The sequence below is a fragment of the Ensifer sp. EB106-05-01-XG146 genome (genome assembly GCF_058791875.1).
In genome coordinates, this window is record NZ_JBYTDX010000001.1 from 1,981,227 (window position 1) to 2,005,683 (window position 24,457).

At 62.6% G+C, this 24,457-nt stretch carries 29 protein-coding genes and 2 tRNA genes; 12 read left to right on the forward strand and 19 right to left on the reverse strand.

Annotation, left to right across the window (positions count from 1 at the left end):
- Nucleotides 1-74 precede the first annotated feature (74 nt).
- From AC3WVQ_RS09785 to AC3WVQ_RS09795, 3 genes are read right to left on the reverse strand one after another with little or no spacing between them, the layout of a single operon-like run.
- A complete protein-coding gene (locus AC3WVQ_RS09785; RefSeq protein WP_176960258.1) occupies nt 75-668 on the reverse strand; it encodes a helix-turn-helix domain-containing protein in 594 nt (197 codons plus the stop codon).
- Nucleotides 658-1,170, reverse strand: coding sequence for a hypothetical protein (locus tag AC3WVQ_RS09790; RefSeq protein WP_176960259.1), 513 nt, complete (start codon nt 1,168-1,170; stop codon nt 658-660). Before AC3WVQ_RS09790 ends, AC3WVQ_RS09785 begins: the two co-directional genes overlap by 11 nt.
- Nucleotides 1,171-1,214: 44 nt before the next feature.
- Nucleotides 1,215-1,949 carry a hypothetical protein gene (locus AC3WVQ_RS09795; protein WP_090294083.1) on the reverse strand — a complete coding sequence of 245 codons (735 nt, stop codon included), beginning with the start codon at nt 1,947-1,949 and terminating at the stop codon, nt 1,215-1,217.
- A gap of 777 nt (nt 1,950-2,726) precedes the next feature.
- Between AC3WVQ_RS09795 and AC3WVQ_RS09800 the strand changes: the two genes are divergently transcribed.
- Entirely contained in the window at nt 2,727-3,413 is a 687-nt protein-coding gene (locus AC3WVQ_RS09800; RefSeq protein ID WP_244546691.1) for a S24 family peptidase, read from the forward strand.
- 706 nt (nt 3,414-4,119) lie between these two features.
- On the opposite strand, the gene AC3WVQ_RS09805 is transcribed toward AC3WVQ_RS09800, so the two are convergent.
- Nucleotides 4,120-4,368 (reverse strand): hypothetical protein, encoded by a 249-nt coding sequence (locus AC3WVQ_RS09805; protein ID WP_034793442.1) that lies wholly within the window; start codon nt 4,366-4,368, stop codon nt 4,120-4,122.
- A gap of 241 nt (nt 4,369-4,609) precedes the next feature.
- Here AC3WVQ_RS09805 and AC3WVQ_RS09810 point away from each other — a divergent pair, with 241 nt between their 5' ends.
- The 3 genes from AC3WVQ_RS09810 (at nt 4,610) to AC3WVQ_RS09820 (ending at nt 5,735) form a co-directional block, all read left to right on the forward strand.
- A complete protein-coding gene (locus AC3WVQ_RS09810; RefSeq protein WP_060516136.1) occupies nt 4,610-5,041 on the forward strand; it encodes a hypothetical protein in 432 nt (143 codons plus the stop codon).
- On the forward strand, nt 5,038-5,229 hold the full coding sequence (locus AC3WVQ_RS09815) for a hypothetical protein (RefSeq protein WP_060516135.1): 192 nt from the start codon (nt 5,038-5,040) through the stop codon (nt 5,227-5,229). The genes AC3WVQ_RS09810 and AC3WVQ_RS09815 overlap by 4 nt, the downstream gene beginning before the upstream one ends.
- A gap of 101 nt (nt 5,230-5,330) precedes the next feature.
- Nucleotides 5,331-5,735, forward strand: a complete 405-nt coding sequence (locus tag AC3WVQ_RS09820; protein ID WP_060601179.1) for a heme-copper oxidase family protein — start codon at nt 5,331-5,333, stop codon at nt 5,733-5,735.
- Nucleotides 5,736-5,770: 35 nt separating this feature from the next.
- Here the strand turns inward: AC3WVQ_RS09820 and AC3WVQ_RS09825 are convergent, their stop codons facing one another.
- From AC3WVQ_RS09825 to AC3WVQ_RS09835, 3 genes are all read right to left on the reverse strand, one after another.
- Entirely contained in the window at nt 5,771-5,923 is a 153-nt protein-coding gene (locus tag AC3WVQ_RS09825; protein ID WP_060601181.1) for a hypothetical protein, read from the reverse strand.
- 323 nt (nt 5,924-6,246) lie between these two features.
- Entirely contained in the window at nt 6,247-6,660 is a 414-nt protein-coding gene (locus AC3WVQ_RS09830) for a hypothetical protein (protein ID WP_090294087.1), read from the reverse strand.
- 137 nt (nt 6,661-6,797) lie between these two features.
- Nucleotides 6,798-7,283, reverse strand: a complete 486-nt coding sequence (locus AC3WVQ_RS09835; protein ID WP_492382707.1) for a hypothetical protein — start codon at nt 7,281-7,283, stop codon at nt 6,798-6,800.
- A gap of 241 nt (nt 7,284-7,524) precedes the next feature.
- Here AC3WVQ_RS09835 and AC3WVQ_RS09840 point away from each other — a divergent pair, with 241 nt between their 5' ends.
- Both AC3WVQ_RS09840 and AC3WVQ_RS09845 read left to right on the forward strand, forming a co-directional pair.
- On the forward strand, nt 7,525-8,511 hold the full coding sequence (locus AC3WVQ_RS09840; protein ID WP_162731833.1) for a glycosyltransferase family 2 protein: 987 nt from the start codon (nt 7,525-7,527) through the stop codon (nt 8,509-8,511).
- A gap of 223 nt (nt 8,512-8,734) precedes the next feature.
- On the forward strand, nt 8,735-8,977 hold the full coding sequence (locus AC3WVQ_RS09845) for a hypothetical protein (protein WP_090294089.1): 243 nt from the start codon (nt 8,735-8,737) through the stop codon (nt 8,975-8,977).
- Nucleotides 8,978-9,088: 111 nt separating this feature from the next.
- On the opposite strand, the gene AC3WVQ_RS09850 is transcribed toward AC3WVQ_RS09845, so the two are convergent.
- The 5 genes from AC3WVQ_RS09850 to AC3WVQ_RS09870 all read right to left on the reverse strand — a co-directional run bounded on the left by AC3WVQ_RS09850 (nt 9,089) and on the right by AC3WVQ_RS09870 (nt 13,286).
- The gene (locus AC3WVQ_RS09850; RefSeq protein WP_110818630.1) at nt 9,089-9,892 is read right to left on the reverse strand and encodes an FkbM family methyltransferase; all 804 of its coding nucleotides are present in this window, start codon (nt 9,890-9,892) and stop codon (nt 9,089-9,091) included.
- A 5-nt stretch (nt 9,893-9,897) separates the two neighbouring features.
- On the reverse strand, nt 9,898-10,629 hold the full coding sequence (locus AC3WVQ_RS09855; RefSeq protein WP_051659275.1) for a class I SAM-dependent methyltransferase: 732 nt from the start codon (nt 10,627-10,629) through the stop codon (nt 9,898-9,900).
- Nucleotides 10,626-12,197: a GMC oxidoreductase gene (locus AC3WVQ_RS09860; protein ID WP_162731828.1), complete on the reverse strand. Its 1,572-nt coding sequence runs from the start codon at nt 12,195-12,197 to the stop codon at nt 10,626-10,628. The genes AC3WVQ_RS09855 and AC3WVQ_RS09860 overlap by 4 nt, the downstream gene beginning before the upstream one ends.
- 174 nt (nt 12,198-12,371) lie before the next feature.
- Nucleotides 12,372-12,740 (reverse strand): Imm8 family immunity protein, encoded by a 369-nt coding sequence (locus tag AC3WVQ_RS09865; RefSeq protein ID WP_090294094.1) that lies wholly within the window; start codon nt 12,738-12,740, stop codon nt 12,372-12,374.
- Between the two features lie 6 nt (nt 12,741-12,746).
- Entirely contained in the window at nt 12,747-13,286 is a 540-nt protein-coding gene (locus AC3WVQ_RS09870; protein ID WP_143034192.1) for a hypothetical protein, read from the reverse strand.
- Nucleotides 13,287-13,355: 69 nt separating this feature from the next.
- On the opposite strand from AC3WVQ_RS09870, the gene AC3WVQ_RS09875 reads away from it, so the two are divergent.
- Nucleotides 13,356-13,556, forward strand: coding sequence for a hypothetical protein (locus AC3WVQ_RS09875; RefSeq protein WP_060516129.1), 201 nt, complete (start codon nt 13,356-13,358; stop codon nt 13,554-13,556).
- A gap of 73 nt (nt 13,557-13,629) precedes the next feature.
- On the opposite strand, the gene AC3WVQ_RS09880 is transcribed toward AC3WVQ_RS09875, so the two are convergent.
- Nucleotides 13,630-13,896, reverse strand: a complete 267-nt coding sequence (locus tag AC3WVQ_RS09880; RefSeq protein ID WP_034793390.1) for a DUF1127 domain-containing protein — start codon at nt 13,894-13,896, stop codon at nt 13,630-13,632.
- 614 nt (nt 13,897-14,510) lie between these two features.
- Here AC3WVQ_RS09880 and AC3WVQ_RS09885 point away from each other — a divergent pair.
- Entirely contained in the window at nt 14,511-14,942 is a 432-nt protein-coding gene (locus AC3WVQ_RS09885) for a GFA family protein (RefSeq protein ID WP_060516128.1), read from the forward strand.
- A gap of 284 nt (nt 14,943-15,226) precedes the next feature.
- Here the strand turns inward: AC3WVQ_RS09885 and AC3WVQ_RS09890 are convergent.
- Nucleotides 15,227-15,302: transfer RNA gene (locus tag AC3WVQ_RS09890), tRNA-Lys, on the reverse strand.
- A gap of 296 nt (nt 15,303-15,598) precedes the next feature.
- Here AC3WVQ_RS09890 and AC3WVQ_RS09895 point away from each other — a divergent pair.
- Nucleotides 15,599-16,168, forward strand: coding sequence for a hypothetical protein (locus AC3WVQ_RS09895; RefSeq protein ID WP_210187426.1), 570 nt, complete (start codon nt 15,599-15,601; stop codon nt 16,166-16,168).
- Nucleotides 16,169-16,302: 134 nt separating this feature from the next.
- A tRNA-Lys gene (locus tag AC3WVQ_RS09900) sits at nt 16,303-16,378 on the forward strand.
- Nucleotides 16,379-16,433: 55 nt separating this feature from the next.
- Here AC3WVQ_RS09900 and AC3WVQ_RS09905 read toward each other — a convergent pair.
- The 3 genes from AC3WVQ_RS09905 to AC3WVQ_RS09915 all read right to left on the reverse strand — a co-directional run bounded on the left by AC3WVQ_RS09905 (nt 16,434) and on the right by AC3WVQ_RS09915 (nt 19,452).
- A complete protein-coding gene (locus AC3WVQ_RS09905) occupies nt 16,434-17,351 on the reverse strand; it encodes a PhzF family phenazine biosynthesis protein (RefSeq protein WP_110818631.1) in 918 nt (305 codons plus the stop codon).
- 251 nt (nt 17,352-17,602) lie between these two features.
- Nucleotides 17,603-18,343, reverse strand: coding sequence for an NUDIX hydrolase (locus AC3WVQ_RS09910; RefSeq protein ID WP_090294099.1), 741 nt, complete (start codon nt 18,341-18,343; stop codon nt 17,603-17,605).
- A gap of 2 nt (nt 18,344-18,345) precedes the next feature.
- Nucleotides 18,346-19,452, reverse strand: coding sequence for an endonuclease/exonuclease/phosphatase family protein (locus AC3WVQ_RS09915; protein WP_034793373.1), 1,107 nt, complete (start codon nt 19,450-19,452; stop codon nt 18,346-18,348).
- Here AC3WVQ_RS09915 and AC3WVQ_RS09920 point away from each other — a divergent pair.
- Nucleotides 19,424-19,819, forward strand: coding sequence for a hypothetical protein (locus AC3WVQ_RS09920; protein ID WP_176960260.1), 396 nt, complete (start codon nt 19,424-19,426; stop codon nt 19,817-19,819). The genes AC3WVQ_RS09915 and AC3WVQ_RS09920 overlap by 29 nt on opposite strands.
- A gap of 143 nt (nt 19,820-19,962) precedes the next feature.
- On the forward strand, nt 19,963-21,420 hold the full coding sequence (locus AC3WVQ_RS09925) for a CYTH and CHAD domain-containing protein (protein WP_244546693.1): 1,458 nt from the start codon (nt 19,963-19,965) through the stop codon (nt 21,418-21,420).
- Nucleotides 21,421-21,468: 48 nt separating this feature from the next.
- On the opposite strand, the gene AC3WVQ_RS09930 is transcribed toward AC3WVQ_RS09925, so the two are convergent.
- Together AC3WVQ_RS09930 and dapA are read right to left on the reverse strand one after the other, a co-directional pair.
- Nucleotides 21,469-23,016: a DUF1254 domain-containing protein gene (locus AC3WVQ_RS09930; protein ID WP_090294105.1), complete on the reverse strand. Its 1,548-nt coding sequence runs from the start codon at nt 23,014-23,016 to the stop codon at nt 21,469-21,471.
- Nucleotides 23,017-23,392: 376 nt separating this feature from the next.
- Complete coding sequence (gene dapA / locus AC3WVQ_RS09935; protein WP_110818632.1) at nt 23,393-24,310, reverse strand: 4-hydroxy-tetrahydrodipicolinate synthase; 918 nt, start codon at nt 24,308-24,310, stop codon at nt 23,393-23,395.
- Nucleotides 24,311-24,457 lie beyond the last annotated feature (147 nt).

A 24,457-nucleotide genomic window follows, 5' to 3' on the forward strand; every position in this document is an offset into this window, starting at 1 on the left:
TTTTGCAATCTGCATGTGCCCTCGCCCGCTGCATGTGTCTGCGGCCGCGGGCGGGACTGAAATTCGTCGGAAAATCAAAATGCCGGCGCGCCGATCCCGTCGGCACCGGCATTCGCGGGCAAGCGGCCCGGCTGCTGGGTCCGTCCGCGCCGCCGCGCATTGCCGGGCTCGCGCTTGTTGACGGCGTGCAGCACCGAGGTGTGGTCGCGCCGAAAGATCCGCCCGAGCGCCGGCAGCGATAGATCCGGGCGCTCGTCGTAAACGGCGGTCATGCAGCGGTGCCGCGGCTCGACCAGCCGTCGCTCGCGGCCAACCCCGATGATGTCCTCGAAGCTGATCCCAGGATAGGCGCCAAGCGCCTCCTCGATGATCGCCCGCACCGGCCGGCGGTTGAACAAATCGCTGTTTGCCGCGGCCGTGGCACCGCAGATCAGCCGCGCCTGCGAGAGGATGCGCGCCTCGGCATCGGCGAGCGCCAGTTCCAACTCCTGGATCCGGCTCGCCTGCGCCCGCACCTGAACGGCGACGATGCCGACGAGATCGTCGAGCGTCGCCGGTTTTGCAGCGGCGCTCCCCGCTTCGTCCCCCGAGAGCATCCTTTCCGCCGACCCTGCCGCTGCGTGGCCCGGTGCCTGTCCTGTCGTCAATTCAGTGCCTTCAGACCGCATGGAAAGCCTCCCTCGAAACGGCTGGATTGAGATTTGCACGCTCGACGCCGGACACGAGCCAGTCGCGAAACGCATTCCGCGCCGCCGGATTTTGCGGGGCCGTATCATCCGGCTGCCTATCAGCTGCGCTTTCGGTCGGGACGTTCGCGCCTTGCGCCCGCCCGTCGGAGGAAACTGCATCCCGCCCGGCCTTCGCTGCCGCATGCGCCTGACGGAAGCTTTCGACCATCGCCCGCACCCGGCTGCGGCTTGCCGGCGATCGCCGATCGTCGGCCGGGCGCGGCGTCAGCGCCGCAACCATCTCGCGTTTGCGGGCAAGATCCGCCCTGAGACCCAGCGCCTCCGCCTTGGCGAGCGCTGCCAGCACCGGCGGCTTGGGTATCGTGCCGAGAAGCACGTTGGGATTGGCGGCATAGTCGCCGCGGATCAGTTTCTGCGTCGCCGCCGAAAGCCCCGAGGCCGGCACGCCCGAAAGCGCGTAGTCCGGCCGTCTGCATCGCATCGAGGCTGCGCAGCACCGCCGCCTCGTTGACGCAGGCCAGCCGCTCAGTGAGCGCGGTAATCTCCCGGCCCAAGGTCGAAAGCCGGGCCTCCGCCGGCGAAATCATCATCTCTGAATAGGTCATTGTTCTCGTTTCCGTTCAGTTGGTTTTCGATTGTCTGCCTGCATTCCCGCTGATGGCGGGCAAAGGCGGTCTCGTGTGGCGGCGCCTGGGGGTGATGGCCGCGACGGGCCTGTCCGCCACCGCGCAACCCGCGGCCGCCGGCATTGCGCATCCAGTTTCGCCAGGCGGCGGCCCAGTCGAGCTTGGTCGCATCGCGTCCGGATTTGGCGCGCCAGTAGTCGCGGAACTTGTCGAACTCGACGCCGGCCTCGGCCCGGCCGAAGCCGAGGCCGGCGGCGAAGCCCCAGTCGGGCTCGAAATCTTCAGGCAGCCGCATCGCCCGGCCGCTCCCGTTGCGCCGCGAGCCTGCCGCATCCGGAACGGCTGCAGCCGGAACCGGCCGGTCGGCGTCCCCACCCGGATTCGGGTCGGGAGAGTTAGTTTCTTTAGGGGGTGTGGGGGAGCTTTCTTTATCAGAGAGGGCACCGTCGGCCGTCACCGTGACATCGCGTGACGTCACGCGGGCCCGACGGCGCTGCTGCCTTTCGCGGTCGCCCGCCCGGCGGCGCTCGATCTCGGATACGTGCCCCGCCTCGGCAGCGCGCACGGCAGAAAGGATCATCTCGGGCGACGCGCCCGATTGAACCAGGGCTTCGACGATTGCGGTAATGCGCATGCGCTCAAGCCCTCGCCGGCCGGCGGAAAGGAGGGCGCACCACCTGGCGGGAGAAGACGCCCGCCACCCGGCTTGGACGACGAAGCCCGGCCTTGGAACCGACGTCCCCGGTCGCCAGCCGCCCCGGAGTTTCACACGTCGGCAAAACCCCGCGCCCTCCCGGCGCCTTCCCTGTCAAATCATTGTCAGCCATGCCGCTTCCCATGCTTTCCCCTTTGGCCGTGCCCATTGGCACGGCCATTCGTCGCGCCTGCCGCGCGCCCGCTTCCGATTGTTCTTCCCGTCACCGGCCGGTCGCCTTGCCGCCCACCGTCAGGCAAGCAGCCGATCGCCTTCGCTGTCCCCTCCCGGTGTCAGGGGGCCACGCCTCCGCCGAAGGAGGCACTGCAACGGCCGAAACCCGTGACCTTGGCGCCGCCGGCACGCACTGGCTGCGCGCCGGCTGCTCTCCACCGACGTGGCGCACGTCACCGACCACGGACCGTCATCGGCCCGCGTGGCAACCATGCGCCGGCGCGCCGGCATCGATTGGAAAAGCGAGAGGTCGCCGGGGAGGAAACGACGGCCTCTCACCTGGACCACCGCACAAGATGCGGCGATCGATGCTGAATGCGCCCCCTGGTCGGCATCGGCTGAAACGGATCGATCATCCGCATCCAGTCCGCTTGCTGGCCCACTGGGCGCCGTGACGGTTGCTGCAGCGGTTTCTGCCGCTCATTTCCGTTGACATCCTATTCATAGTAGGATTTCTTATTGCCATCAAGAGGAAAAATCCTATTGGACGACGGAAACGAAATCTGGGATGCCAGTGCCATGGACGAATTGCGCCACCTCATCCGGGAAGCAGTCGACGCGAAGAAGACGACCTACAAGGATCTGTCGATCGCGATCGGGAAGAACCATGCCTATATCCAGCAGTTCGTGGAGCGGGAGACGCCGCGGGAACTGCGCGAGCGCGACGCCCGCGCGATCGTCGAGCTGATCCAGGGCGCTGCCGCCGCCGGCGAAGCCGCGCCCAGACGCGCGCCGGGTTTTGCGCCGCAGATCGTGCCCGGCGAGCAACTCGTCGGCCATCGCGACCTGCCGATCTTTGCGGCCGCGCAAGGCGGCGACGGCCATGTGATCGTCACCTTCGATGCGGTCGAATATGTCAAGCGCCCGTCCGTGCTCGAGGGCGTCAAGGGCGCCTACGGCATCTACCTCACCGGCAGCTCGATGATCCCGGCCTATGAGCCGGGCGACATGGCGCTCGTCCACCCGCACCTGCCACCCACGCGCGACAAGGACGTGGTGCTCTACCACGTCCCCCCCGCCAACGATGCCGAGGCAATCATCAAGCGGCTCGTCTCGTTCAACGACCGCGAATGGACGCTGAGGCAATACAACCCCTCCCTGGAGTTCACCGAAAGCCGGGTCGAATGGTCCTTCTGCCACCGGGTCGTCGGCAAATACAGCGCGCGGTAAACGGGGCGAGCACCACAAACAATCACAGGATTTTAAAGAGATTGAGCGGCAATCCGGTCGGGATCGCCGAGCAGCCGCCGCTTAGGTACGCCGCAATTTTTCAGCCCGCTCGTCGCGCTTTAAGTCTTTGATTTCTCGCCCATCGCCGCCGCAAACAGCACAAATAAGCGAGTTGCCTTAGTCGGAACACCGATCGACCAAGGCCTGAAAAGCAGCGTCAACCGCTGTCCGAGGGCTGTTTGCGACCACCCAGATCGGATCGGCCGCAGCGACGACCCTATCACCGGAACCACCAAGGTCAGCCGCCCGAACCGCCTCGAAAATGGCGCAGGCGCGCTTGCTCCTGCGATTGTACGCAAGCTCGAACATGGCCTCTGGAGGCCCGGCAGGATCGGCAAACACCTGCACGACATAGGCCCGAAATCCGCGCCTGTCGTCGCAAAAATTGATCTGTCGCAGGAGAACGGGGCTCAACTCGGCCTCGTCAACCGGAATGGGCGAAGACCAATATTGACCGGTAGACGGCTCGCCGCTTGCACGACTGTCGACGGACATCATTTCACGCCTCCCAACATTGCGCGACGACATTACCACGGCGCGCCCGGCTCGTAACCAATGAACATTGAGTGGCTCCCAAGCGGTGAGCGCCTTCTTCGACCGCTCACGGATGTGACCGTTACGGGCCACCCCTGCCCGGCGACAGCCGTCACGCCGCCATCGCCTCCTCGATCTCCGTGGGCAGGTCGCCGATCGTAAAGAGCACCCTGGCATCCTCGAACTCACCGGTCGCCAGGTCGCCCGAGCGGCTGAAGGCGATCACCCCCACCTTGGTCGCCGCGAGCCTTTCGGCCAGCCGCTGGGCATGCTCGGGTCCGGTCGCCTGCACCGGATCGTCGGCGAGAAATGCGCCGCGGCTCCCCAGTGTGAAGCTCTGAACGACGAAGTAGGTGATCATCCCATGCTCCTTTTCCGCCACCTGGAATGGCGGCCCCACAGTGGCGCAATCACCCGAACAAAACAAGAACAAACAGTGCGTCATCGACAACTTGAACAAGGCAATTCCTGCCGGCAGTGTTTTTCCTATTGACTGAATGATAGGATTTTTCCTATATCTACATCAGAAACACAGCCGGAGGGGCCGACAGGAAACCCGCGAAGGGTGTTCCAGTGCGCACCTCGAACAGACGAGGTGAACGATGTCGGATGCGATCTCCGTGGGCGCCGCAACGGCGATGAGCGCAGCACCCTTTCTAAAGCGCCGAGAAATCATTCTCGCCATGATGACGCTCGGTGCCGGCACCTTCTGCGACGAGACCGACACGACGGGCACCACCTACCGAACCGCAGCCGACTGGCTCGATGTGCATGACGGCGAGCATGTGGAGCGGCTAATCCGCTTCGATCTCGACGCGCTTCACGGCGAAGATGTTACCGAGACCGTCGCCGATGCCTGGCTGAACGGTTTCGACCAGAGCCCCGAGCAGGAACACAGACTGCCCGCTTTCGTGCGAACGTCGCAGGCATGGGAACGCTGGTGCGCCGATTTCAGCGCGCAGTGCGCGCCTTTCGGCCAAACCGCCCACGGCACCCTCAACCACCGCCAGCAGTTCGGAACCAGCTTGCGATGACCGTCACGCTCGACAGATCCGCCCTCTTTGCAGCCATCGAAGCCTTCTGGGAAACCGAAGGCGGCAACGATCGCGGCATCGAGGCGGCGATTTCGGCTTACCTGCAGCACCAGGGGCTCACCACCTTCGACGGCATGGCGACGCGCAAACGCGCCGCGCTCGCCGCCGCCACCGCCCGGCCCGCCTGACCTTCGCCTGCCCGGACGCCCCCACACGCCCAATATTGGCAATCTCCAATCATTTGCGAACATGCTAATAGACAGCAAAGGCATCGCGGAGGAGACAGTCCATGCCAAGGCTTGCGCAACTCTATTTCAAGACCGCAATCATCTTCCTGATCATCGGCCTCTGCATGGGCCTGCACATGGCGATCAGCCAGGACCATGCAGCAACGCCGGCCCATGCCCATACGAACCTGCTCGGCTGGGTGACGATGGCGATCTTCGGCATCTATTACGCGCTCAACCCGGCCAAGGCCGAGCGGCGGCTCGCACTGATCCAGTATTATGTCTACACGTCAGGCGTCGCGGTGCTCGTGCCCTCGCTCTATCTGATGACGACAGGCAGGCCCGAGATCGAGCCCATCGTTGCCGCCGCGTCTATCGTCGCCTTCCTCGGCGTGCTGCTGTTTGCCGCGGTGATCTTCAGCAGCGCTGAAAGTCCCGCGCGCGCCAGCACCGCCCCATCGCGGTAGGTGGGCCGCTGCAGCCCGGGGCACCTCGTCTCGCGTCACTTCGATGTCGATTTCAGCACGCGATGGGTCGCATCGTCCAGCGCGTGGCCGGTTTCGACACCGTCCTGCCGAAAGCCGCGCGCCGTGTTGGCGCAAGCCGAAAGCATAAGCACCGCCAGGCACAGGAACGTCAGCATCGCCTTTGACATGATCGTCTCCGTCTTTTCCTCCAATCGGAAATGAAGCGCCGACCGACAAAGTCAATCGATAGCCTTGAAAAGCGACCAGTGAAGCGACCACAGGGGCGCGCCTGCCCGCCCGTGCGCGGGCCACTTTATTTTGGCAACCGTACCAGAATCAGCGAATCCGGCCTTTCCCGCTTCGGCGGATGCACGTTAGCTTCCGTACCGCGCAGTACGTTCTTTCTGGACTGCGCTTCCCCGCACCCCGAGCCATTTTGGGTGCCTGCTTGCCCCGCCCTCGTGCGGGGCTCTTTCTTTCTGGGGGCCTGCCGGGTCGTTACCAACCGGTCTCAATCAACCTTGAACACTGCGTCGCCGACGAAGACGATGACATATTGCCCGCCCTCACCCTCGCGCGCCCAGCCCTGCAGCACCGCTGCATAGGGTGCGCGCTTCCATGCGTCCGGATGGTCCGGATCGACGAGAACCGTGACCTGCGGTCCCTGGCGATAGATCATCATATGCGAACGCGCCGGATCCCACGCCTCGCCCAAGGTTTCGTCCGTACGCCAGAGACAGAGAAAGTCACGGCAAAGCTGCGGCCGGTCCTCATAGATCCGGCATCCCGCACCCGTGCAATGCCGACACCAGGCATTGGCCGGCTTCTCCAGCGCATCGATATCCGGCAGGCGGCAGCAGAGCGTACAGGTGCCGCAGGCGCGCTCGGCGAGCGGGGTGGCGCTGAAATCGGAAAGTGCGGTCATGCGGCGAGGTCTATCACCGTGCCCGGCCGCAAGGAAACCCGCAAAACTTCGACGTTACCTGACCGCCGACGCCGAACGATTGCCGGCGCCGGCCTATGTGAGAGAACGATCGCGATCGTCATGCGACCGCCCAGCCGTTATCCGATGCGCGGACAGCCGCTGCGGTTCGCCAGATAGATCCGGGCATATTGGCCGCGCCGGGTTTCGCCTTCAACGACGATCCGGTTGCGGCTCATGGCGGCAATTTCTGGATCGCGCAGCCCGGCGCGATAGGCCCGGCGCAACGCCTGACCGGTGCTGCAGCCGCGCGGGCGAACGTAATCTTCGTCGTCATAGCGCCGCTCGCGACGGAAGTCGTCGCCGTAATAATCCCGGTCCCGGCCGATATAGAGGTCGAGTGATTGCGCCGGCGAGACGGCCGGCATTGCGGTGACCGATCCCGCGGCCACCAGGGCCGCCATCAATAGCTTGCTCATCACGCTTGTCATGTCTGCCTCCTCCACTTCTTGGCGCATCAGCGCGAACGTGGATGAAGGAGAAACAGGATAGCGGCCAAAAAGTTTCGCAGAAAACGCTTTGACGTCAGGCTGCGCACCAGTGCCGGCCCGCTTGAATGCCGCCATTGAAGGATACCTGCAGAAACTGTAGCAGCCGGGCGCACTCCACGTGTGCGAGCCACTCGACACAGCGATTTTCGCTCCCCATATCCGTGCGATCGTATGGATTGCCACGCCTGTGCTTTTGATTTAGTCCGGGTTCATATTGTTTATGACAAATGTCGGAATGAGCATGACGGATATCGCGTATCCCTTCAAGAATCGATCCGATGCCGAGTCGATCACGGATCGAAGCTTGTTTGATCGCATCGCGACCTGGTACGAGACCACCAAGGTCGAGCGGCGCGAGCGCAGGATGAACCACGCGGTCGATCTGCGCTGCGTCAGCCCCCAGGGGCAGACGTCGCTCTATCCCGATGACCTGCCGCTGATCTTCCTGACCCGCAACGACGCCAAGCTCATGCCGGGCTTCCTCGCCCATTACCGGTCACTCGGGATCACCCGCTTCATCTGCGTCGACGATGCCTCGACCGACGGCACCCGCGAATATCTGCTCTGTCAGCCGGATGTCGACCTGTGGGCATCCTCGGTCCGCTACAAGGATGCGCGGCGCGGACGCGCCTGGAGAGAGTCGCTGTTCGCACTGTATGGTGGCGAACGCTGGTACGTGAACGTCGATTCCGACGAATTCCTGATCTATGACGATTGCGAAAACCGCACGCTCTGGTCGGTCATCCACGCGCTCGAGGGCCTGAAGATCTCGCGCCTCCCGGCACCGATGCTGGACATGTATCCGGTCGATCTCGGGGCCGCCGACATCGACCAGTTGCAGACAAGTGCCCCCTGGGAAGTCGCCGATCATTTCGACAGCCGCGGCTACACGCTGACGACGACGAAGCGGGCGATCACCATCAAGGGCGGCGCTCGCCACCGCGAGTTCGACTCGGACCTGGAAATGATCAAGTACCCGCTGATCTATTGGGACGAAGACTGTCGCTTCGGCCCTAGCATCCACCAGCCGCTCCCCTATCAGCGCAACTTCTCGTCTATTCTTGGCACGCTGCTGCACTTCAAGTTCTTTGCCGACTACCAGAAGGTCATCAACGACGCGGTGGCCGATGGGCAATATTTCGACGGCTCGGCGGCCTACGCGAAGATGACGGATGCACTCTCCAGCACTGGCGCCCTGCAGCTCTTTTCCGAGTCTTCGATGAAGTTCGACGGATCGAAGCAACTGCTGCGGCTCGGCTTCATTACCGCGGTCCCGAAGGCTGCCGACGAAGGCACCCGCTAAGGCGGGTTTGTCGGTTCGCGCTTTCGCTTAGCCGGCTGTCGATGGGGAAAACCACCCGGCTCATGTTTATACTTCAGGGACAGCCGCACACGTCGGGCGGTCGCAGCCGCCCCACGCCACGTTTGGCATGTGTTTTTCAACCGACCCGCGAACCGGCCCGTTGATAATTCGACCAACCGCTCCATTTACAGCTTCAAGGCACTTAACCTGAGGAGAAGCCTTGATGAATCGAAACACCATCATCGGTATCGTGGTTGTGGTCGTGCTCATTGTACTTGCTGTGATGTTCCTGAAACCGGGGGCGAACCAGCAGGCAACCGAGACAGCGCCGACAACGACGACGACACAGCCGGCAACGACCGAGCAGCCAGCGACGACCCAGCAGCCCGCAACGACAGACCAGTCGGCTACGCCGCCAGCAACAACCACGCAGCCGACCACCACGCAGCCCGCGACGACCCCGTAAAGCCCGCGAGCACCCGGCGCCAAAAACGCAATCACCCACGGGCGTCGCCCGTGGGTGATTGTTTTATAGCGCTTTTTGTCCTGCCGAACGTGTAACGGTCGCGGCAAGCGCTCAGGGTACTAGGAGGATATTGCGCCGGCGTGGGCTGTCGCTGAAATCATAGGGGACAAAGGACAGCTTGCGGTGAGTGAAGGGGCTCGTCTTTGTCGTCTCCGGCTCGAAGGCCTGGTAGCCGAGCGAGAAGAAGTAGTCCTTCATCTCCTTGCCAACGGCCGCGCCGTGGCGCTCGAAATCCAGCTCCAGAAGCACAAAGGGTCGGTGGCGCTCGACAGTCTTGCGGCCGCCGCGAAGCACATTCATTTCAAAGCCTTCGACGTCAATCTTCATGAAGTCGACCGAGCGCAGATTGCGATTTTCCACGTAGCTGTCGAGCAACGTGACCACGACCTCGACCTCATCGTAGTTTTCGGCGCCTAGCTGCTTGTAGGTGTCGTTCTGCAACAGCGAACTCACCCCGCCGCGGATGTGGCCCTGCTTAATCTGAAACATTGTCATATTGGTTTCGGCGTCACCGAGGGCGAAGTCGTTGACGTTGAGGCCCGAATGACCGTTGAGCTTGGCGTTGGCGAGCAACTTGTGGCGGATATGCCTGACCGGCTCGAACGCATGCACATTGCTTGCATCGCCGGAAAGATGCGCAAACACGTTCGAATAGACGCCAATATTGGCTCCGATGTCGAGACAGATATGGCCGAGCGCAACCAAGCGTTTAACGACGGCGAAATTGGTAAAGTCGTAGTGGTACTCGCCGAAGAAATTGCGTCCCTTCTTCAACTCGCGCTCGATCTTGTTGTTGTCCCCACAAAAGAAACGGCAGCCGTCAAACTCTTGTATTGAAAGCGAATCCAGAGACATCGGTGCTATTTCCTCACCACGGCTTGAATGTTGGAAGGCATCATCGAATCGATCTTGTGATCGTCGGTGTATTTCCACGTCGTATCGTACTGCTGGGTAATGAAGACGTCGAAGAACCGGGCCGAGCGCGCCATGAGTTCGATGAACGGGCGCGCCAGCGGAAACACGTCGCACTGCAGCAGAATGCGCTGCATCAGAATGCCGATCGTTTCGAACGGCATGCTCGAGCCGCGCAGGTCCTCGATCTCGCTCCAGTCCTTGAACAGCATCTTGAAGGAGAAGGGCGTGAAGTGGAAATAGTTCTCGGGCCCCTCGTGGAAGGAGAACACCGCCGAGGCGGAGATGATCAGCTTGCCGTTCGGCTTCAGGATGCGGCGCATGTCGTCGATCAGCCGCTGCGGATCGGGAACATGTTCGAGCAGGCCGGTGCAGAGCACGATGTCGTAGCTTTCGCTTTCGATGGCATCGAGATGGTAATGCGTGTCGACGACGAGATCGGCCTTCTTGCGATCGGACTTCGAGACCAGGAACGAGTTCGGGAAAAACTCAGTATAGTCAACGTCTTCGGTGTGAACGATGATCGTGCGCTTGTTGGAAGCATTTTCCTGGCATAGCCGGACCAGGTTCTTCGTCGAAAGCTTGCCCCCGAAGTAGTTCTTTCGCGAGAGCTTTTGCCAGCGCGTGCGTTTCGCTCGCTGTTCCTTGCCGCTAAGTTCCGGGGAAGTCATTTCCGTCATGGATTACCCGCCTTTGTTTTGTGGCGCTGGCATATCTTATCGGCGGTAAGCATTGCAAGCGCCATGACTGTCAGTACTGGATTGGCGTAGCCGTAGGAGGTGAAGACCGACGCGCCTGCCGCATAGAGATTGTCGACCCCGTGCACCCGGCCATCGCGATCGATGACGGACATGTCGGCCGAGCGGCCCATACGCGTCGTGCCCATGAAATGGGAATGGATGCCGGTGATGTCCCAGGGCTTGCCTGCCGGCGGCAGCGTCGAGATCAGCTTGCCGATATTGTGGCGCAGCAGCAGCCCGGAAAGCTCGTCCAGAAATTCGCGGATCGACGCCTGGTCATCTTCTGTCAGCGACCAGCGCACGACGCCCTTCGGCAGCCCATGGGGATCGCGCGCCTCGCTCAACTCGACCCTGTGCTCGGCATTGGGATGTTGGTCGAAGAAGCCGCGCACCACGAGGATCGAGCCGCCCGGCCCGAGCAACCCCATCTTGCCGATGACGTTGAAGGCGACCTGGCCGACAACCGCCAGAGCCGAGGTCAGGCGACGACGCAAGGTCGATTGCGGGCGATCGCCGCCCTCGCCGGCAGCCACCACGTGCTGCGCATGTTCGAGAAGCTTGAGCCCGATCGATTCAAAGCGCGGCGAAAACTGAACATAATGGTTCAGCTGGTCTCTCTTCTGACCCTTGCGCACGCCGACACCGAAGCGCAGCGAGCTGCTGCCGCTCTTGTGATCGCTGAACAGCGGCCCTGCCGTCTTCACCGTCTTGAACAGGTGAATGCGCCCGACATTCGCCTTCGGATGGGTGGAAAAGAAGCGGCCGATATTGTCGTTTGCCAAAAACCCGCCTTGGCGGCTGTTCAGCATGATGCGCGGGTTTTCGAGCCCGCCGGCGCAAAGCACGAATTCCGGGGCGGAAAGCTCCACGGTTCGCCCCTCGCCGATCGCCGCCCGCACCGCGCCGACGCGATCGCTGGCGGCGGTCGGGATCACCTGCAGCACGCGGCAATTATAGACGATGGTGAGATCAGGGTTCTTGCCCGCAAGCGCCTTCAGATAATCCTGACCGTTGAAGGCCGGACGGCTCCACTGGAACCGCTTGACCGAGACGGCCGGGTCGGAGACGAAATCCCGCCAAGGCGCCGAGCCGCCGTCATAGGCTGGCACCTGGTCGATAGCGCCGATCGGCTTCAGCTGCAGGAGTTCGATCGCCTGCTGGTAATATCCATCGAGTTCAGCGCGCTCCAGCGGCCAGTCGTTGCCGGACGTCAGGTCGACATCTTCCAGCGGCGCGACACGCCCGGACCAAAGATTGGTCGCGCCGCCGATCTGGAACGAAAGCCCGAACGGCTCCTGGTTGGCGATCTCGAAGAAGGGCGAGCTGTCGGAGTTGACGAGGTTGTCGCCGGTTTCAAGCAACGTGACCTTCAAGCCCTCCGCCAAGAGCCGCGTCGCCATGGCGCAGGCCGCAGCCCCCGACCCAACAATCAGCACATCGGAACCGATCGCCTGCAGGGCCTCGTCGCTGCACGCACGCGCGTCAATAATATTCCTGGTGTCCGTCATCGCTACTGCACTTCCACCCGCGGTTTCAAATGCCGGATGTCCCGACCTCGTCACCGTCATAGCTAATTGAGCAAACCGGGCAAGCGCGCTCGTCGATATAATCAGGGAAAACCGGCCCGTGCGGCCGGCGAGAGGCGGCGTTCACCAGTCGACCACCCAGAAGTCCGGGCGAGATCAGGTACTTTCCCACTCCCAGAAAAACCGCTTGCGCAGTTCCAAGAGGCTTTCTTCCCAACTGTCGCGCTGACTGGCGGCGAGCGCCTTGACCAAGTGCCCCTTGAGAACCGCGTGGCTGTAGCGTGGCAACGCCAGAAATCGCGTGTGCGGGGTCCGGCCGGGCCTGGTGTTGGGGGTGACCACCAGAACGGAAAAACTCTCCGCCCAGCTTTCCTCCTTCGTGCCGATCTCCAGCTCCAGCGTGAACTTCACGTCGTCTGGCGAAGTCGCCTCGGGTCCTTCATCGCAATCGAAGTCGAACTCCGTCCAGGCGCCCGGTAGCAGGCCGAAGGCGATGGCCGACTTCAGGTCGATCGCGCGAAACATCGGAAGTCAGCCCACCGAATCTGGCTGATCTTGCGCAGGCACGCGACCAGCAGTCGTCGGGCTTAGAAACAAAAACAACGCCAGCGCCACAGGGGCGACTGCTCCCCAGGCGCCAAGTGCCCTGCCAAGTCCGCCGGCTGCGACCGAATATGCATAGAGAAACAGGAAGGCGAGCCCTGAATTGGCAACGCCGAGATCGACCAGTCGTCGCAACGTCAGGAAAACCGCATAGCCGCAGCCGAAAATCAACGCCGATTTCGCTGGCCACCCTACTTCGTCAGCCGCCGCGAACGGAAACAGGGCTGCCACGAGCAAGGCGCACAGCGCGATGCCAAGCAGATAGTCCAATCGAGCAAGCGGGACCGTGGAGAGCAATATTCTTCTGACCCTTGCAAATCGCATCCGCCACGCCCGCACTAATTGAATGCCGGCGATATACACATCGCAGCCGCAAGGTTCTACTTCGATGTCCCACCGAGCTCGGAAACGCCGGGGGACGCGGCGCACCGATCGACAATTCCAAAGCCGCTCGACCTTTTCGGCCAAGCCATTGCCGTCTGTTCCCCTATCGCCCGCCAATGCTATCAATTCGGAACCCACCCACGGAGCCCCTGAATGCGCGTCGTCTTCCTCTCTTCGCTGCTGCTTCTGTCCTCCTGCATACCGCACATCCCGGAGGACGTTCTCGACGCCGGCTGGTGCAGGGAGATGGCGGCGGCAAGGGCGAAGGCGACCGGCAAGGGGCGGGAAAACCTTGCCGCGGCGATGATCAAGCATGACTGCGCGGCCAAGCTCGCCGCGCCAGTCCCCCAGTGAGCCGATTGCCCTCTGAGCCGTTGTTCATCGGCCACCGGTTGCTGCGGGAAAAGAGGCCCGCTTGACGCGGGCCTCAGTTGTGTCTCGTCACCGGATAGCCGACCGGCATCTGCCAGAGCGAGATGTCGGCGATCTCCGGCTTCTTCACGCCCTCTCCCGTCTCTGCGCCGATATCGCGCAGCATACGGTCGGAGAGGTGGCTGAGCTGGTTGAGCGTCCGCTGACGCCTCCAGGCAGCAAGCAGGAAAGCGCCGACCGTGCGGCGGAAGCCGAACGTTCGAAAAAGGTCGTCCATGATCGCCGGCAAGGCGCCAGCGGTGGTCAGTTGCAATTCGCGCATGATTTTTCCCGCCGCGCAAAGCGGTCGGGTCCTCTAGATTATGGATGCGCGCGGATACGGAACTACGTTCCGGAAGCCGGTCACATCAAGTCAAAATGGAAGATACGAAAAGGCGGAACTCAGGACGCAGTTATGCGCCGAAGTAATACACAGGATTACGGCACACTCGTCGTGACGGGTGAACCATTCCACCAGAGGCGCGCATCTGAACAAAATTGATATTCATCGTATGCCTCCTCTAGTTTGAGCTCCGATTTGGCGAAAATTACACAGGATTACTTTGTCGGCAAGAGGACAATCTGCAGACGCAGGATTGAAGATGCGCCTGTTGCATGACTGCAACACCAGCAATGCTGCGGGCTTTGTGAGCCTTTCGACCGCCCCTGGTTCGGGCGTGACCGTCATCAACGGAAACGATCCCAATTGCACCGCCAATTGAACGGAGCCTGCTGATCTCGAAAACATAGGGGCGACCGACGCCGAACGGTGCCGGCGGCACAACTGGCCGAGGGTCGGTCGCGCCGGCCGCGACGCCGGTGGCCCGCACTTGAGGATCCGTGATCCAGCCCTTATGGAACAGACATCAATTCGGCTCAGACCAGACGGATGTTTCCATGAATTTCGACGTTCAGGACCTAAACGGCGCCTGCCACTGCAAAACGGTTCGCTTCAATGTTCGGCTGAAGAATGGTCTTCATACGGCCCGCCGCTGCACCTGCTCATACTGCCAGCTGAAGGGCGCGGTTGCCGTCTCGGCGGCCAAAGACGGCGTGACTGTGCTTTCGGGCGGCGAGGCGCTGACCAAGTATCAGTTCAACACAAATGCAGCAGAGCACTTCTTTTGCTCGAAATGCGGCATCTACACCTTTCACAAGCCGCGCTCCAACCCCGATTTCTACGGCGTTAACGCAGCCTGCCTGGAGGGCGTGAGCCCCTTTGATTTTGAAGAATTGCCGGTCAACGACGGCATCAATCATCCGATGGACACCAAGGGCTCAACCGGCCCCCGGCTCGCCGGAACCCTGCGATATTTTCCGGCCAAGTGATTCACGAGCCCTGCAAGACACGGCGCGACGGCGGCCCGGCCGTCGCGCGTGCTTGGCGACTGATTGCCGGAAGACCAATTACGCTGGCCCAGCTCTGTCTTTGCGATCCTCATCCGCCGCCCGTCCCACGGGTCAGCGGAATGCGCGCCGCCCACTGGGGGCGCAACATCGAATCGGTATATTTTGCAACGGAAACGGGCCGTGACTTTTGCCCAGAAGCCCGGACACATGCGATCGGCCTAAGTATAGGAATTGTAATCTAATCAGCGCTTTAGAAGAAGTTTTGGTGGGTGATCACGGGCTCGAACCGTGGACCCGCTGATTAAGAGTCAGCTGCTCTACCAACTGAGCTAATCACCCATCCGCGACCGCTGCGGTGTGTCCCGCTGCTGTCGTGAGGGGGCGTATAAAGGCGTTCGGTTTGGTTGTCCAGCGCCTTTGTGAAAATCTTTTGAAAAATCTCGTGAGGCTAGAGCAACCCCTGTGGAGAACTCGCCCGCTATCAACCGGGCGCGTTCCGGCCACCCCTCGCGCATCCCTGCGGATACAGGCCACAGGGGAAACGCGACAAAAGACCCGTTTGACGCGAGGCGCATGGTCGGCATACTGCAGCGAGCCGGGCACACGAAACGAGCGATGATTGGAGAGGTATCCCCATGCGCAGCACGATCGCCGCAGGAATGCTCGTCGGTATCCTTGCCGGCTTCGCCACCGAGGCGAAGGCCGAAGTGCCGTTCTTCAACGCCACCTGCCCCGGCCGTATCGAGGTCCACGCCGATCAGGGCGGTCCCGTCTTCATCAATGGCAGCCAGGCCCGTCTGAAGCGGTTCAGCAGCGATTATTACGAGGCGAGCCAAGGACGAACCACGATCTCGATCAGCGTCAACCGCGATGGTTCGCCTTCAATCAGCTATACGCGCCGGGGCGTCGGCAACGGCGTCTGCCGTGTCACGTCTGCCGGCGGCAACACACGGCCACGCCCGGAACGCCCGCCGCAATACGACGACACGCAGCAGCCGGATCGTGTCGACGCAAGGATGATGCCGCGCTTCTGCCAGGGCGAAGCGTCTGCCGCCTTCGGCGTGCGTCCCAACCGGATCACCGTCAATATGGCCTTCCGAAGCGGCCGCTACTATTGGGTGCAGGGCAACTACGATGGCGGCCGCGGCGTCACCTTCTTCAACTGCCGCTTCGACCTCAGGGGCAACTTCATCGACGTGCGCTGACGACGGGGATGATTGAAGGCAAGAATCTAGCCGTCTCCGACCGCTCCGGCGGAAACGGCTGTGAGTTTATCATTGCGAGATGCAAATACCCTCTTGAGTGTGATGAGGTCGTGCGCTAAAGCGACGCCACGGATGGGTGATTAGCTCAGTTGGTAGAGCAGCTGACTCTTAATCAGCGGGTCCACGGTTCGAGCCCGTGATCACCCACCAAAACTTCTCTTAAGACGCTGATTAAGCTGAATTTTCCAAGTCTTATGCCGACGCCTCAGACGTAGAGTTCGCCGGCCGCAATCTTCACCGCATGGCCGCCGATGCGGGCGTTGCTGATCTCGCCGCCCGAGATGTCGAGATGCAGATGGATGAAGGACGGCCGTCCCATTTCCATGCCCTGCTCGACCAGCACCGGATGATGGCCGTCGACGAACTGGTCGAAATAGTGGATCGCGCCGGAAAGGGCGGCAACGGCCGAGCCGGTTGCCGGATCCTCCAGATTGCCGGCACCAGGGCCGAACTTGCGGGCGTGAAAGCGCGCCGTGTGGTTCACGCCGCCGCGACAATAGACGTAAGCCGCGGCCAGCCGTCCCTCGGCCATCGGCGTCAGTTGCTCCCAGCGCAGCGAATCGAACTCGATCGACGAAGCCGCCGCCACATCATGCACCGGCACCATGACGAAGGGTGCGCCCGCGCTCCAGAACGACGGAACGTGATTCTCGAAACCGATCTGCGAGAGTTTCAGGCTTAGCGCATCGGCGATCGCCTGCCGGTCGAAGCGTGCGTCGAGCCTGACCGATTTTCGCGGCAGGTCGAATTCGGCAAAGCTCGCCTGCCCGGGCTTGAGCCGCACGGCGCAGCGCACCGGCCCTACCTTCTCCTCCAGCACCTGCACGAGGTCGAAACCTTCCTCGATCGCGCCACGCTGGGCCTCGGCGATCGCAATTGCCGCACCGACGGTCGGATGGCCGGCAAAGGGCAGTTCCTGGGCAGGCGTGAAGATCCGGAGCTTTGCCGTGTGCGCCGCACCGCCGGGCCTGCGGATAAACACCGTCTCCGACAGGTTGAATTCCTGCGCGATCGCCTGCATCGCTTCATCGTCGAGCCAGTCGGCACCGAAGACCACGGCCAGCGGATTGCCTTCCAGTCGCCTGTCGGTGAAGACGTCGTAGATCGCGTAGCTGAGCGCCATTCATGTCCCCTTGCGAATATGCGCGAACTTTGCAGCGTCGGGACGCGGGCGGCAAGGCTTAAAAGCGCCGGTACACAGCTCGGCGCGGATCACGTTTTCTTTAGCTCCGGCTCCGGCAGCACGCTACGCCGCTCACGCGGCCAAAAACCCTCCCGGCCGCAACCGGCGCGCATCCGCCGCCGCGCGGCCGCGTGGCGACCCCCGCTAAAACGCACAAATACAAGGAGATGCGACGTCCCGTTGATTCGAAATCAGAGCGGCTTCTCGCGCCGAAACAGCCAGTCGAGGATCGGCGGTATGAAGGGCGGATAGTTGTGCGCCACGGGATCCGGGCCGAAAACCGCGATCGCCTCGTCAATCTCCGGCTCCGGGTCCGCGGCAATGTGCTCCGCCACGCGCGCAACCAGCGCTGCCGCCGTCTCCGGATAGCGATAGACGCGGATGAGCGTCACGGCGCGGCCCATATGCAGCAGGTGATAGCCGGGCTCCACGGTCGCGAGCGAAAGGTCGATGCCGGTTTCTTCCATCGCCTCGCGGCGGATATTGCCGTCGATGTCGCAGCCGCCATCGACGATATCCTCGGGCTCGAGCGAACCGGAGGGGCTGTAGACCCGGCCCGGATTGGCGGTGTGCCCGCCCATGCGCACGAGGATCAGCGCACCATCGGAAGAAAGGATCGCCGGCATGGCAAAGAGATGAAAGGCACTCTTTGCCCGCGTCTTCCGCCACCAGAGAAAGGTCGAATAGGGCACCACATGCCCCTCGCCTCGCAGCCGGCCGTCCGCGATGCGAAGCGCCCTGAGCAACACCATCCGCCCGTCGAAGAGGTGCGGGTTGGCGGCAATCTCCCGTTGCCAGTTTTCCTGCGCGCGCTCCACCTCCTCCTGGTGAAACGGATGCGCCGCGCCGGTAACGCGGACATCCACCGCATCGATCGGGATGATGACGCCTTCATCCGGCCAGGCGTCCGTGTTACTTTCAAGCGCGCTCATGCTCACACATCCAGGGTGATGGCCACGGGGCAATGGTCGGACGCCTTCGGCCGGTCCCAGCCGGTGCGCGGATAGCGCTCCACCTCCAGATCAGGCGGAAAGATCGTGCGGAACGGCTGGCCGCCGCGAATGACCTCGGGCACCTGGTGCGCGTTGCGCTTGGCAAGCGCCGGCGAAAGCCAGATATAGTCGAGCTGGCAGAGATGCCGCTCCTGCGGCCCGCGGCTGTGGAACAGCGTCCAGCGATCCATCACCGGACGGCGCAGCATCGGGTTCTCGACAAAGCCGTCGCGGGTAAAGACGTCGAGCGAACTCGTCTCCTCCTCATGCGGCACGAACTGGTAGCCGGTGCGCCGGTCGCCGAGGATGTTCACCTTCTCCTGGTAATCGTTCATGTCGCCGCAGATCGCGAACATCTTATCGGCCGTCTTCCCGCGGCCGAAGCGGCTTTCGATGATGTGGCGCACGGCCGAGGCTTCGGCCACGCGCAGCGGCATCGTCGCCTGCCGGCCGTCGAGCCCTTCGCGCGCCGGCCCCATCGACTTGAAATGCACCACGTAGAGCGTCAGCGGCCGCCCGCCGATCCTTAAGTCCAGCTCCAGGCAGTCGCGCTTGAAGATCCGGTCGGCCGGACGGTTGGTAAGCGCTATTCTGTCGTTGAAGAGGTCGAGGTCCTCATAGGTCAGCCCCGCATGGCTCTTCACGTCGAGGCATTCGATCGGCTGGCCGTCGCGCGTCTCCTCGCGCATCAGCACGGCGACGTCGATCCCGCGCGAATCATTGCCCTCTATCAGGTACTTCTGGCGATAGCCGTTGCCGACCATGCGAAAAAGGTAGTTGTATTCGAAGGCCTGCAGCGAGGCCATGTTGTCGGCTTCCTGCAGGCAGAGGATATCGGCATCGCAATCGGCAATCGCGAGCGCCGACATCTGCCGCGTATCGTCCGTATGCGCAATCGTGCGCGCCTCCTCCAGCCGCTGGTACTCGGCTTCCGTCTTCACGTCGAAGAGCCGGAGCACGCGGTCCTGTTTCAGCTGGTTGCGAAAGCCGGAAAAATCGAAGCGGCTCAAAAGGTTTTCGATGTTGAAGGTGGCAAGGCGAAGCGACATTTATCAATTCCGTGGCATGAAATGCGGGGAGCTTAAGCAATTCCAGGAAAAGTGTGAAACGGTTTTCCGTTCGGAATTGCGTCATCTCAAAAAGCAATTCCAGGAAAAGTGCGAAGCGGTTTTCCGTCCGGAATCGCGCCATCTCAAAAAGCAATTCCAGGAAAAGTGCGAAGCGGTTTTCCGTCCGGAATCGCGCCATCTCAAAAAGCAATTCCAGGAAAAGTGTGAAGCGCTTGTCCGTTCGGAATTGCGTCGCCTCAAAAGCAATTCCAGGAAAAGTGTGAAGCGCTTGTCCGTTCGGAATTGCGTCGCCTCAAAAGCAATTCGAGGAAAAGTGCGAAGCGGTTTTCCGTCCGGAATCCATTGAAAACCCGTACACCCCGGCGGCCTTCAGCTTCGAGCGCGACCTATCGCGTGGGACCGCCGCCGCAAATATGATCCATGTCATCCAGAACACGAACCAATGTGCTCATATGGCATTATCGCGTTGTCTCTTGCACTTGTTGGAGGATGGGGTTGAACACGGAAATCGAAATCAAGCTCGAGCTTCTCCCTGAAGATCTCGATCGCTTCGCCGCATCCGGGCTTCTGGGTGAGCCGGCGCGCGTCGAAAGCCAGCGGTCCGTCTATTTCGATACGCGCGCCCGCGACCTGTTCCAGTCGGGTTTCACGCTGCGCATCCGCACGGTCGGTTCTGCCCGCACCCAGACGATCAAGGCGACGGGAGCGAGCGCCTCGGTTTTCGCCCGGCCGGAATGGGAGCAGCCGCTGGACAGCGACGAGCCGGTGGTCGACCACACCACGCCGCTTGCCGCCCAGTTCGACCTCGAGCCAGGCGATCTGCAGGCGCATTTTGCCGTCGATGTCGAGCGCACCACCTGGAAAGTGAAACAGGATGGCGCCGACGTCGAGGTCGTGCTCGACCGCGGCCTGATCACCGCGGGCACCCGCCAGACCGCGATCGGCGAGATCGAACTTGAGCTCAAGGACGGCGCGCCCGAGGCGCTCTTCACGCTCGCCCGCCGTATCGAGGCGATCGTTCCCATCCGCTTCGGCGTCATGTCCAAGGCCGAGCGCGGCTTCCGTCTCATCGATGCCGAGCAGATGGTCTTCAAGGCCGAGCCGGTCGAACTCGACCGCGAGATGCGGGTGGCAAAGAGCTTCCGCACGGTCGCCCTTGCCTGTCTTCGCCACCACCGCCTGAACGAAGACGTGCTGCGCGTGCGCCAGAACCCGGAGGCCCTGCACCAGGCTCGCGTTGCCCTTCGGCGCCTGCGATCGGCCTTCTCGCTCTACAGGGATTTGCTTCAGGACGACGAAAGTACGCGCCTGAAAGGCGAGCTGAAGTGGCTGGCGGGCGTCTTCGGCAAGGCCCGCGACGTCGACGTTCTCCTGGCCCGCGCATCCCAGCCGGAACTTGTCGAGTGGCTGAAGACGGCCCGCGCCGCCCGCTATCGGGAGGTGTTCGCGGCGCTCGATGACGGTCGCGGCCGCGCCCTCATGCTCGATCTCCACCAGTGGCTGCACTGCGGCGCCTATCTTTCATCGCCGCCCGCCGAACTTCACGATCGGCCCGTGACCGATTTCGCCGAGGCCGTGCTCGACCGCGAGCGCCGGAAGCTGAAGAAGCACGGCCGCGCGCTCGCCAAGATCAACGACGAGGAGCGGCACGAGGCCCGCAAGGACGCCAAGAAACTGCGCTATGCCGCCGAATTCTTTGCGACACTGTTCGACGACAAGCGTGGCGCCAGGCGCCACAAGCGCTTCACGGCCGCAATGGCCGCACTGCAGGATGAACTCGGCACGCTCAACGATCTGGTTTCGGCGCCGCATGTGCTCGGCGAGATCGGCCTCGAAGATCACCCGGACGCCGGAACGCTCGTCGTTCAGGCCAACAAGAACAAGCTCATCGACCGCGCGCAGGCTGCGCTCGACGACGTGATCGACGTCAAGCGCTTCTGGCGTTGAGCACGCCGGGCAAACCGACGTCGGTTTATCCCGGCACCTTGGCCCCCCTCATGCCGCAACCGTGATCTTCGGCGGCTGCCAGGTGCCGTCGAGGATCGCGTCCTTGCCCCAATAGGCGCGAATGTAGAGCGAGAAGATTCCGTGCGGCGCCGGCAGCCAGTTGCTGTCCTTCTCCCCGCCGGGGCGCTCGGCGCTCACATAAAGCGTCAGCGAGCCGTCGGCATTGCGCTTCAGCCTGTCGCTCTTGGTGCCCAGCGAATAGCGCTTGAAGTCGTTGGTGTGGAAGAGGTGCTTGTCGTCATAAAGGGTCAGCGACCAGAAGCCGTTGACCGGCGGTTCCTGGCCGGGCGCAAAGGTGATCTCGTAGAGTTTCACGCCGGTCAGCTGGTCGCCGGCGCCGTCGAAGTCGGTATAGAAATACTGCGTCTCGCTCGGCCGGTTGTTGAACATGTTCGACTTGGCGGTGCCGGTCCGGTTGAAGTAGTCGATCCCCCATTGCGCATTGTTTACCGAGCGGTTCCAGCCATTGCCGGCCGGCAGCCCGTTGCGCTGCCATTCCAAGAAGGGGTGGATGACCTTGTTCTCGGTCTCGATCGCGGTGTCGACGAGCATGCCCCGAAGCTCGGGATCCCGCTCGGCCGCGTCGAGCAACAGGCGGAACTGGGCAAAAAGCGCCTCCTCCCCCGGCAGCGGATCGACCGAGGCGATGGCGTCGCCGAACTGGTCGAAGAACGTCTCCGGCGTCACCCATTTGGTTTCGGCGTCGGTCGCGCCGCCGTTTAAGGGCGGAGCCGGAATGTCGGTCAGCTTTGCCCATTCGATCGTCTTCGCCTCGCCGGTAAACTCTTTCAGCGGATAGAAAACCACCTGGTTGATCAGCGGCTGGACCGCCTGGTTGTCGTCGCTCACGTCGGTCTGGAAGATGCGGGGAATGGCGCTCGCAAGCGATGTCGGGGAGCGGATGATGTCGGTGATGCCGGCGGGCTTCAGCCGGTCCCAGTCGGGGCCGACAAGAAGATAGAAGCCGGGCCGCGTGCCATAGGGCTTGCCGAGCTGGCCGAACTGATCGGTGCGGGCATCGTAGAGCGAATAGAGCCAGAAGCGGTCGCCGAAGTCGGGCACCTGCGCGACGACCGGCTCATCGTCGAGCTCGAAGAAACCGAGGCCATAGACGACGTCCTGGTTGGGGCATGTGACGAAGGTTTCCGACGGCTCGATATAGTCGTGCAGCATGCCCACCTGGCCGCGCGGGGCCACCGGCGAAAGGCCACCGAGCAGACCCGCATAGGGCGCCTGGGTGACCTTGGCCCTGCGGTTCAGCATGTTGACGATCGGCCAGCCCCAGATATAGGCCATCTGCCCGATCGTACGGGCATAGCCTGGATGCATGGCAACGCCGGTCACCGGCAGCGTCGGCGCTCCCGGCCCGAGCGCTTGCTGCGCCTCGGCGGGCGTGGCCGAGGTAACGACCGAGGCGGCGGTCAAAGCCGCCGGAACGGCCGCGCCGGCACCGATCGCGGCAAGCGAGGCTGCTCCGATCCCGCCTTTCATCATGTCGCGTCGAGTGATTTCAAGATTGCTGCCGGATGTTTTCATCATCGTCTCCAGGCGTCCTGATCAATCAGCTTTCGAAAGGCACCCGCACAGGCGCCCCGTTTTTGGCACACCGTCCATCTCGCCCGGCTTCGTCATCGCGCCGGGAAACCGGCCTTTCGCCCTCACCCGTGACGGTTCAGGACACGGATCGCTCGCAAGAATGGTTCTCTGTTTTTTTTCCTCAACTGCGGCATTTCAATGCCCAGCAGCACGGGTCCGCACAGGGCCGTCGGACACCGCGCGTGAGGACCGCTATCCTGCCGAAACAAGCCGTTCGGCGAAAGTACGTAACTGTTAAAATACGATGCAAACGACCACGCAAAGCAGGGCGATCTTCCTTTCACCGATCGCCCCGCCTTGAGGAACCGTCGCAGGCTCAGCGGCGGCCGTCCTGCGCCGCTATCGCCCTTTCGATCCTCAGCGCCAGGTCATCACTCACCGGCACCATCGGTAGGCGCATCTCCGGGCTGTCGATCAGCCCCGCGCGCCACAGCCAGTGCTTGATCGGTCCGGGGCTCGGCTCGGCAAAGAGCAGCCGCGGCAGGTCGGCAAGGCGCTGCCATGCGGAAAGCGCCCCCGCCTGGTCGCCGGCAAGCAGCCTGTTGCGAACATCGGCGAAGGCTGCCGTCTGCACATGGGCGGACGCCGTGATCCCGCCTTCGGCCCCTTGCGTCAGCGCCGTGTAGAACAACGGGTCCTCGCCGGTCAGTACGGCGAAATCGCGCGGCTTGTGGCGCAGCAGATCGAAGGATTGCGTCGCATCCGCCGAACAATCCTTGACGCCGACGATGTTTCTCCGTTCCGCCAGTTGCAGCATCGTCTCGTTGCCGAGGTTGACGCCCGTCCGGTAGGGAATGTTGTAGATCAGGATCGGCCGGTCCGTGGCATCAGCAAGGGCCGAGAAATGCGCAAACAGCCCCCGCTGCGACGGCCGCGTGTAATAGGGGCAGGCAATCAGATAGCCATCGACGCCCCAAGCGGCCATCCGCTCCAGCGCCTTCACCGACTTCCGCGTATCGCTGCCGGAAAGCCCGAAATAGACCGGAATGCGCCGGCCGGATCCAGCCAGGGCCTGATTGGTGATCGCAACCACCCGCTCGCACTCCGCCTCGTCGAGCGCCATGCCCTCGCCCGTGGTCGCGCCGAGAATGAAGCCATCGATCGGCTCGGCCGCATAGTGGACGACCAGCCGGCGGAGTGAGCGCTCGTCCAGTTCACCATGGCGAAAGGGCGTGATCAGCGGCAGCCAGAGGCCGCCAAGGCCCGGCGATTGCGTTGAAGCTGTGCTTTCCATGAAATTCCATCTCCTTGAAAAAACCGGAGACGGAGAGCGCAAGCGAAAACCCCGTCCGAACCGGCGGGGTCGATCTGGTCCTTGTGCTTGCTATGCTCTGCGCGCAACGACCGACAGCCCCGGGTGCGGGGCTTTTTTCGCAGTCGT

Bases quoted from the DNA above. Each gene is read 5' to 3' on its own strand.
- AC3WVQ_RS09920 (WP_176960260.1), top strand. From the start codon at position 19,424: ATGTTGAAGGTGGCAAGGCGAAGCGACATTTATCAATTCCGTGGCATG.
- AC3WVQ_RS09830 (WP_090294087.1), bottom strand. From the start codon at position 6,660: ATGACCGCACTTTCCGATTTCAGCGCCACCCCGCTCGCCGAGCGCGCC.
- AC3WVQ_RS09790 (WP_176960259.1), bottom strand. From the start codon at position 1,170: ATGCGATGCAGACGGCCGGACTACGCGCTTTCGGGCGTGCCGGCCTCG.
- AC3WVQ_RS09815 (WP_060516135.1), top strand. From the start codon at position 5,038: ATGACCGTCACGCTCGACAGATCCGCCCTCTTTGCAGCCATCGAAGCC.
- AC3WVQ_RS09785 (WP_176960258.1), bottom strand. From the start codon at position 668: ATGCGGTCTGAAGGCACTGAATTGACGACAGGACAGGCACCGGGCCAC.
- AC3WVQ_RS09810 (WP_060516136.1), top strand. From the start codon at position 4,610: ATGTCGGATGCGATCTCCGTGGGCGCCGCAACGGCGATGAGCGCAGCA.
- AC3WVQ_RS09860 (WP_162731828.1), bottom strand. From the start codon at position 12,197: ATGACGGACACCAGGAATATTATTGACGCGCGTGCGTGCAGCGACGAG.
- AC3WVQ_RS09880 (WP_034793390.1), bottom strand. From the start codon at position 13,896: ATGCGCGAATTGCAACTGACCACCGCTGGCGCCTTGCCGGCGATCATG.
- AC3WVQ_RS09895 (WP_210187426.1), top strand. From the start codon at position 15,599: ATGCGCAGCACGATCGCCGCAGGAATGCTCGTCGGTATCCTTGCCGGC.
- AC3WVQ_RS09845 (WP_090294089.1), top strand. From the start codon at position 8,735: ATGAATCGAAACACCATCATCGGTATCGTGGTTGTGGTCGTGCTCATT.
- AC3WVQ_RS09930 (WP_090294105.1), bottom strand. From the start codon at position 23,016: ATGAAAACATCCGGCAGCAATCTTGAAATCACTCGACGCGACATGATG.
- AC3WVQ_RS09825 (WP_060601181.1), bottom strand. From the start codon at position 5,923: ATGTCAAAGGCGATGCTGACGTTCCTGTGCCTGGCGGTGCTTATGCTT.
- AC3WVQ_RS09905 (WP_110818631.1), bottom strand. From the start codon at position 17,351: ATGGCGCTCAGCTACGCGATCTACGACGTCTTCACCGACAGGCGACTG.
- AC3WVQ_RS09805 (WP_034793442.1), bottom strand. From the start codon at position 4,368: ATGATCACCTACTTCGTCGTTCAGAGCTTCACACTGGGGAGCCGCGGC.
- AC3WVQ_RS09885 (WP_060516128.1), top strand. From the start codon at position 14,511: ATGAATTTCGACGTTCAGGACCTAAACGGCGCCTGCCACTGCAAAACG.
- AC3WVQ_RS09835 (WP_492382707.1), bottom strand. From the start codon at position 7,283: ATGGCGGCATTCAAGCGGGCCGGCACTGGTGCGCAGCCTGACGTCAAA.
- AC3WVQ_RS09820 (WP_060601179.1), top strand. From the start codon at position 5,331: ATGCCAAGGCTTGCGCAACTCTATTTCAAGACCGCAATCATCTTCCTG.
- AC3WVQ_RS09850 (WP_110818630.1), bottom strand. From the start codon at position 9,892: ATGTCTCTGGATTCGCTTTCAATACAAGAGTTTGACGGCTGCCGTTTC.
- AC3WVQ_RS09865 (WP_090294094.1), bottom strand. From the start codon at position 12,740: ATGTTTCGCGCGATCGACCTGAAGTCGGCCATCGCCTTCGGCCTGCTA.
- AC3WVQ_RS09875 (WP_060516129.1), top strand. From the start codon at position 13,356: ATGCGCGTCGTCTTCCTCTCTTCGCTGCTGCTTCTGTCCTCCTGCATA.
- AC3WVQ_RS09795 (WP_090294083.1), bottom strand. From the start codon at position 1,949: ATGCGCATTACCGCAATCGTCGAAGCCCTGGTTCAATCGGGCGCGTCG.
- AC3WVQ_RS09855 (WP_051659275.1), bottom strand. From the start codon at position 10,629: ATGACGGAAATGACTTCCCCGGAACTTAGCGGCAAGGAACAGCGAGCG.
- AC3WVQ_RS09915 (WP_034793373.1), bottom strand. From the start codon at position 19,452: ATGTCGCTTCGCCTTGCCACCTTCAACATCGAAAACCTTTTGAGCCGC.
- AC3WVQ_RS09925 (WP_244546693.1), top strand. From the start codon at position 19,963: ATGGGGTTGAACACGGAAATCGAAATCAAGCTCGAGCTTCTCCCTGAA.
- dapA (WP_110818632.1), bottom strand. From the start codon at position 24,310: ATGGAAAGCACAGCTTCAACGCAATCGCCGGGCCTTGGCGGCCTCTGG.
- AC3WVQ_RS09910 (WP_090294099.1), bottom strand. From the start codon at position 18,343: ATGAGCGCGCTTGAAAGTAACACGGACGCCTGGCCGGATGAAGGCGTC.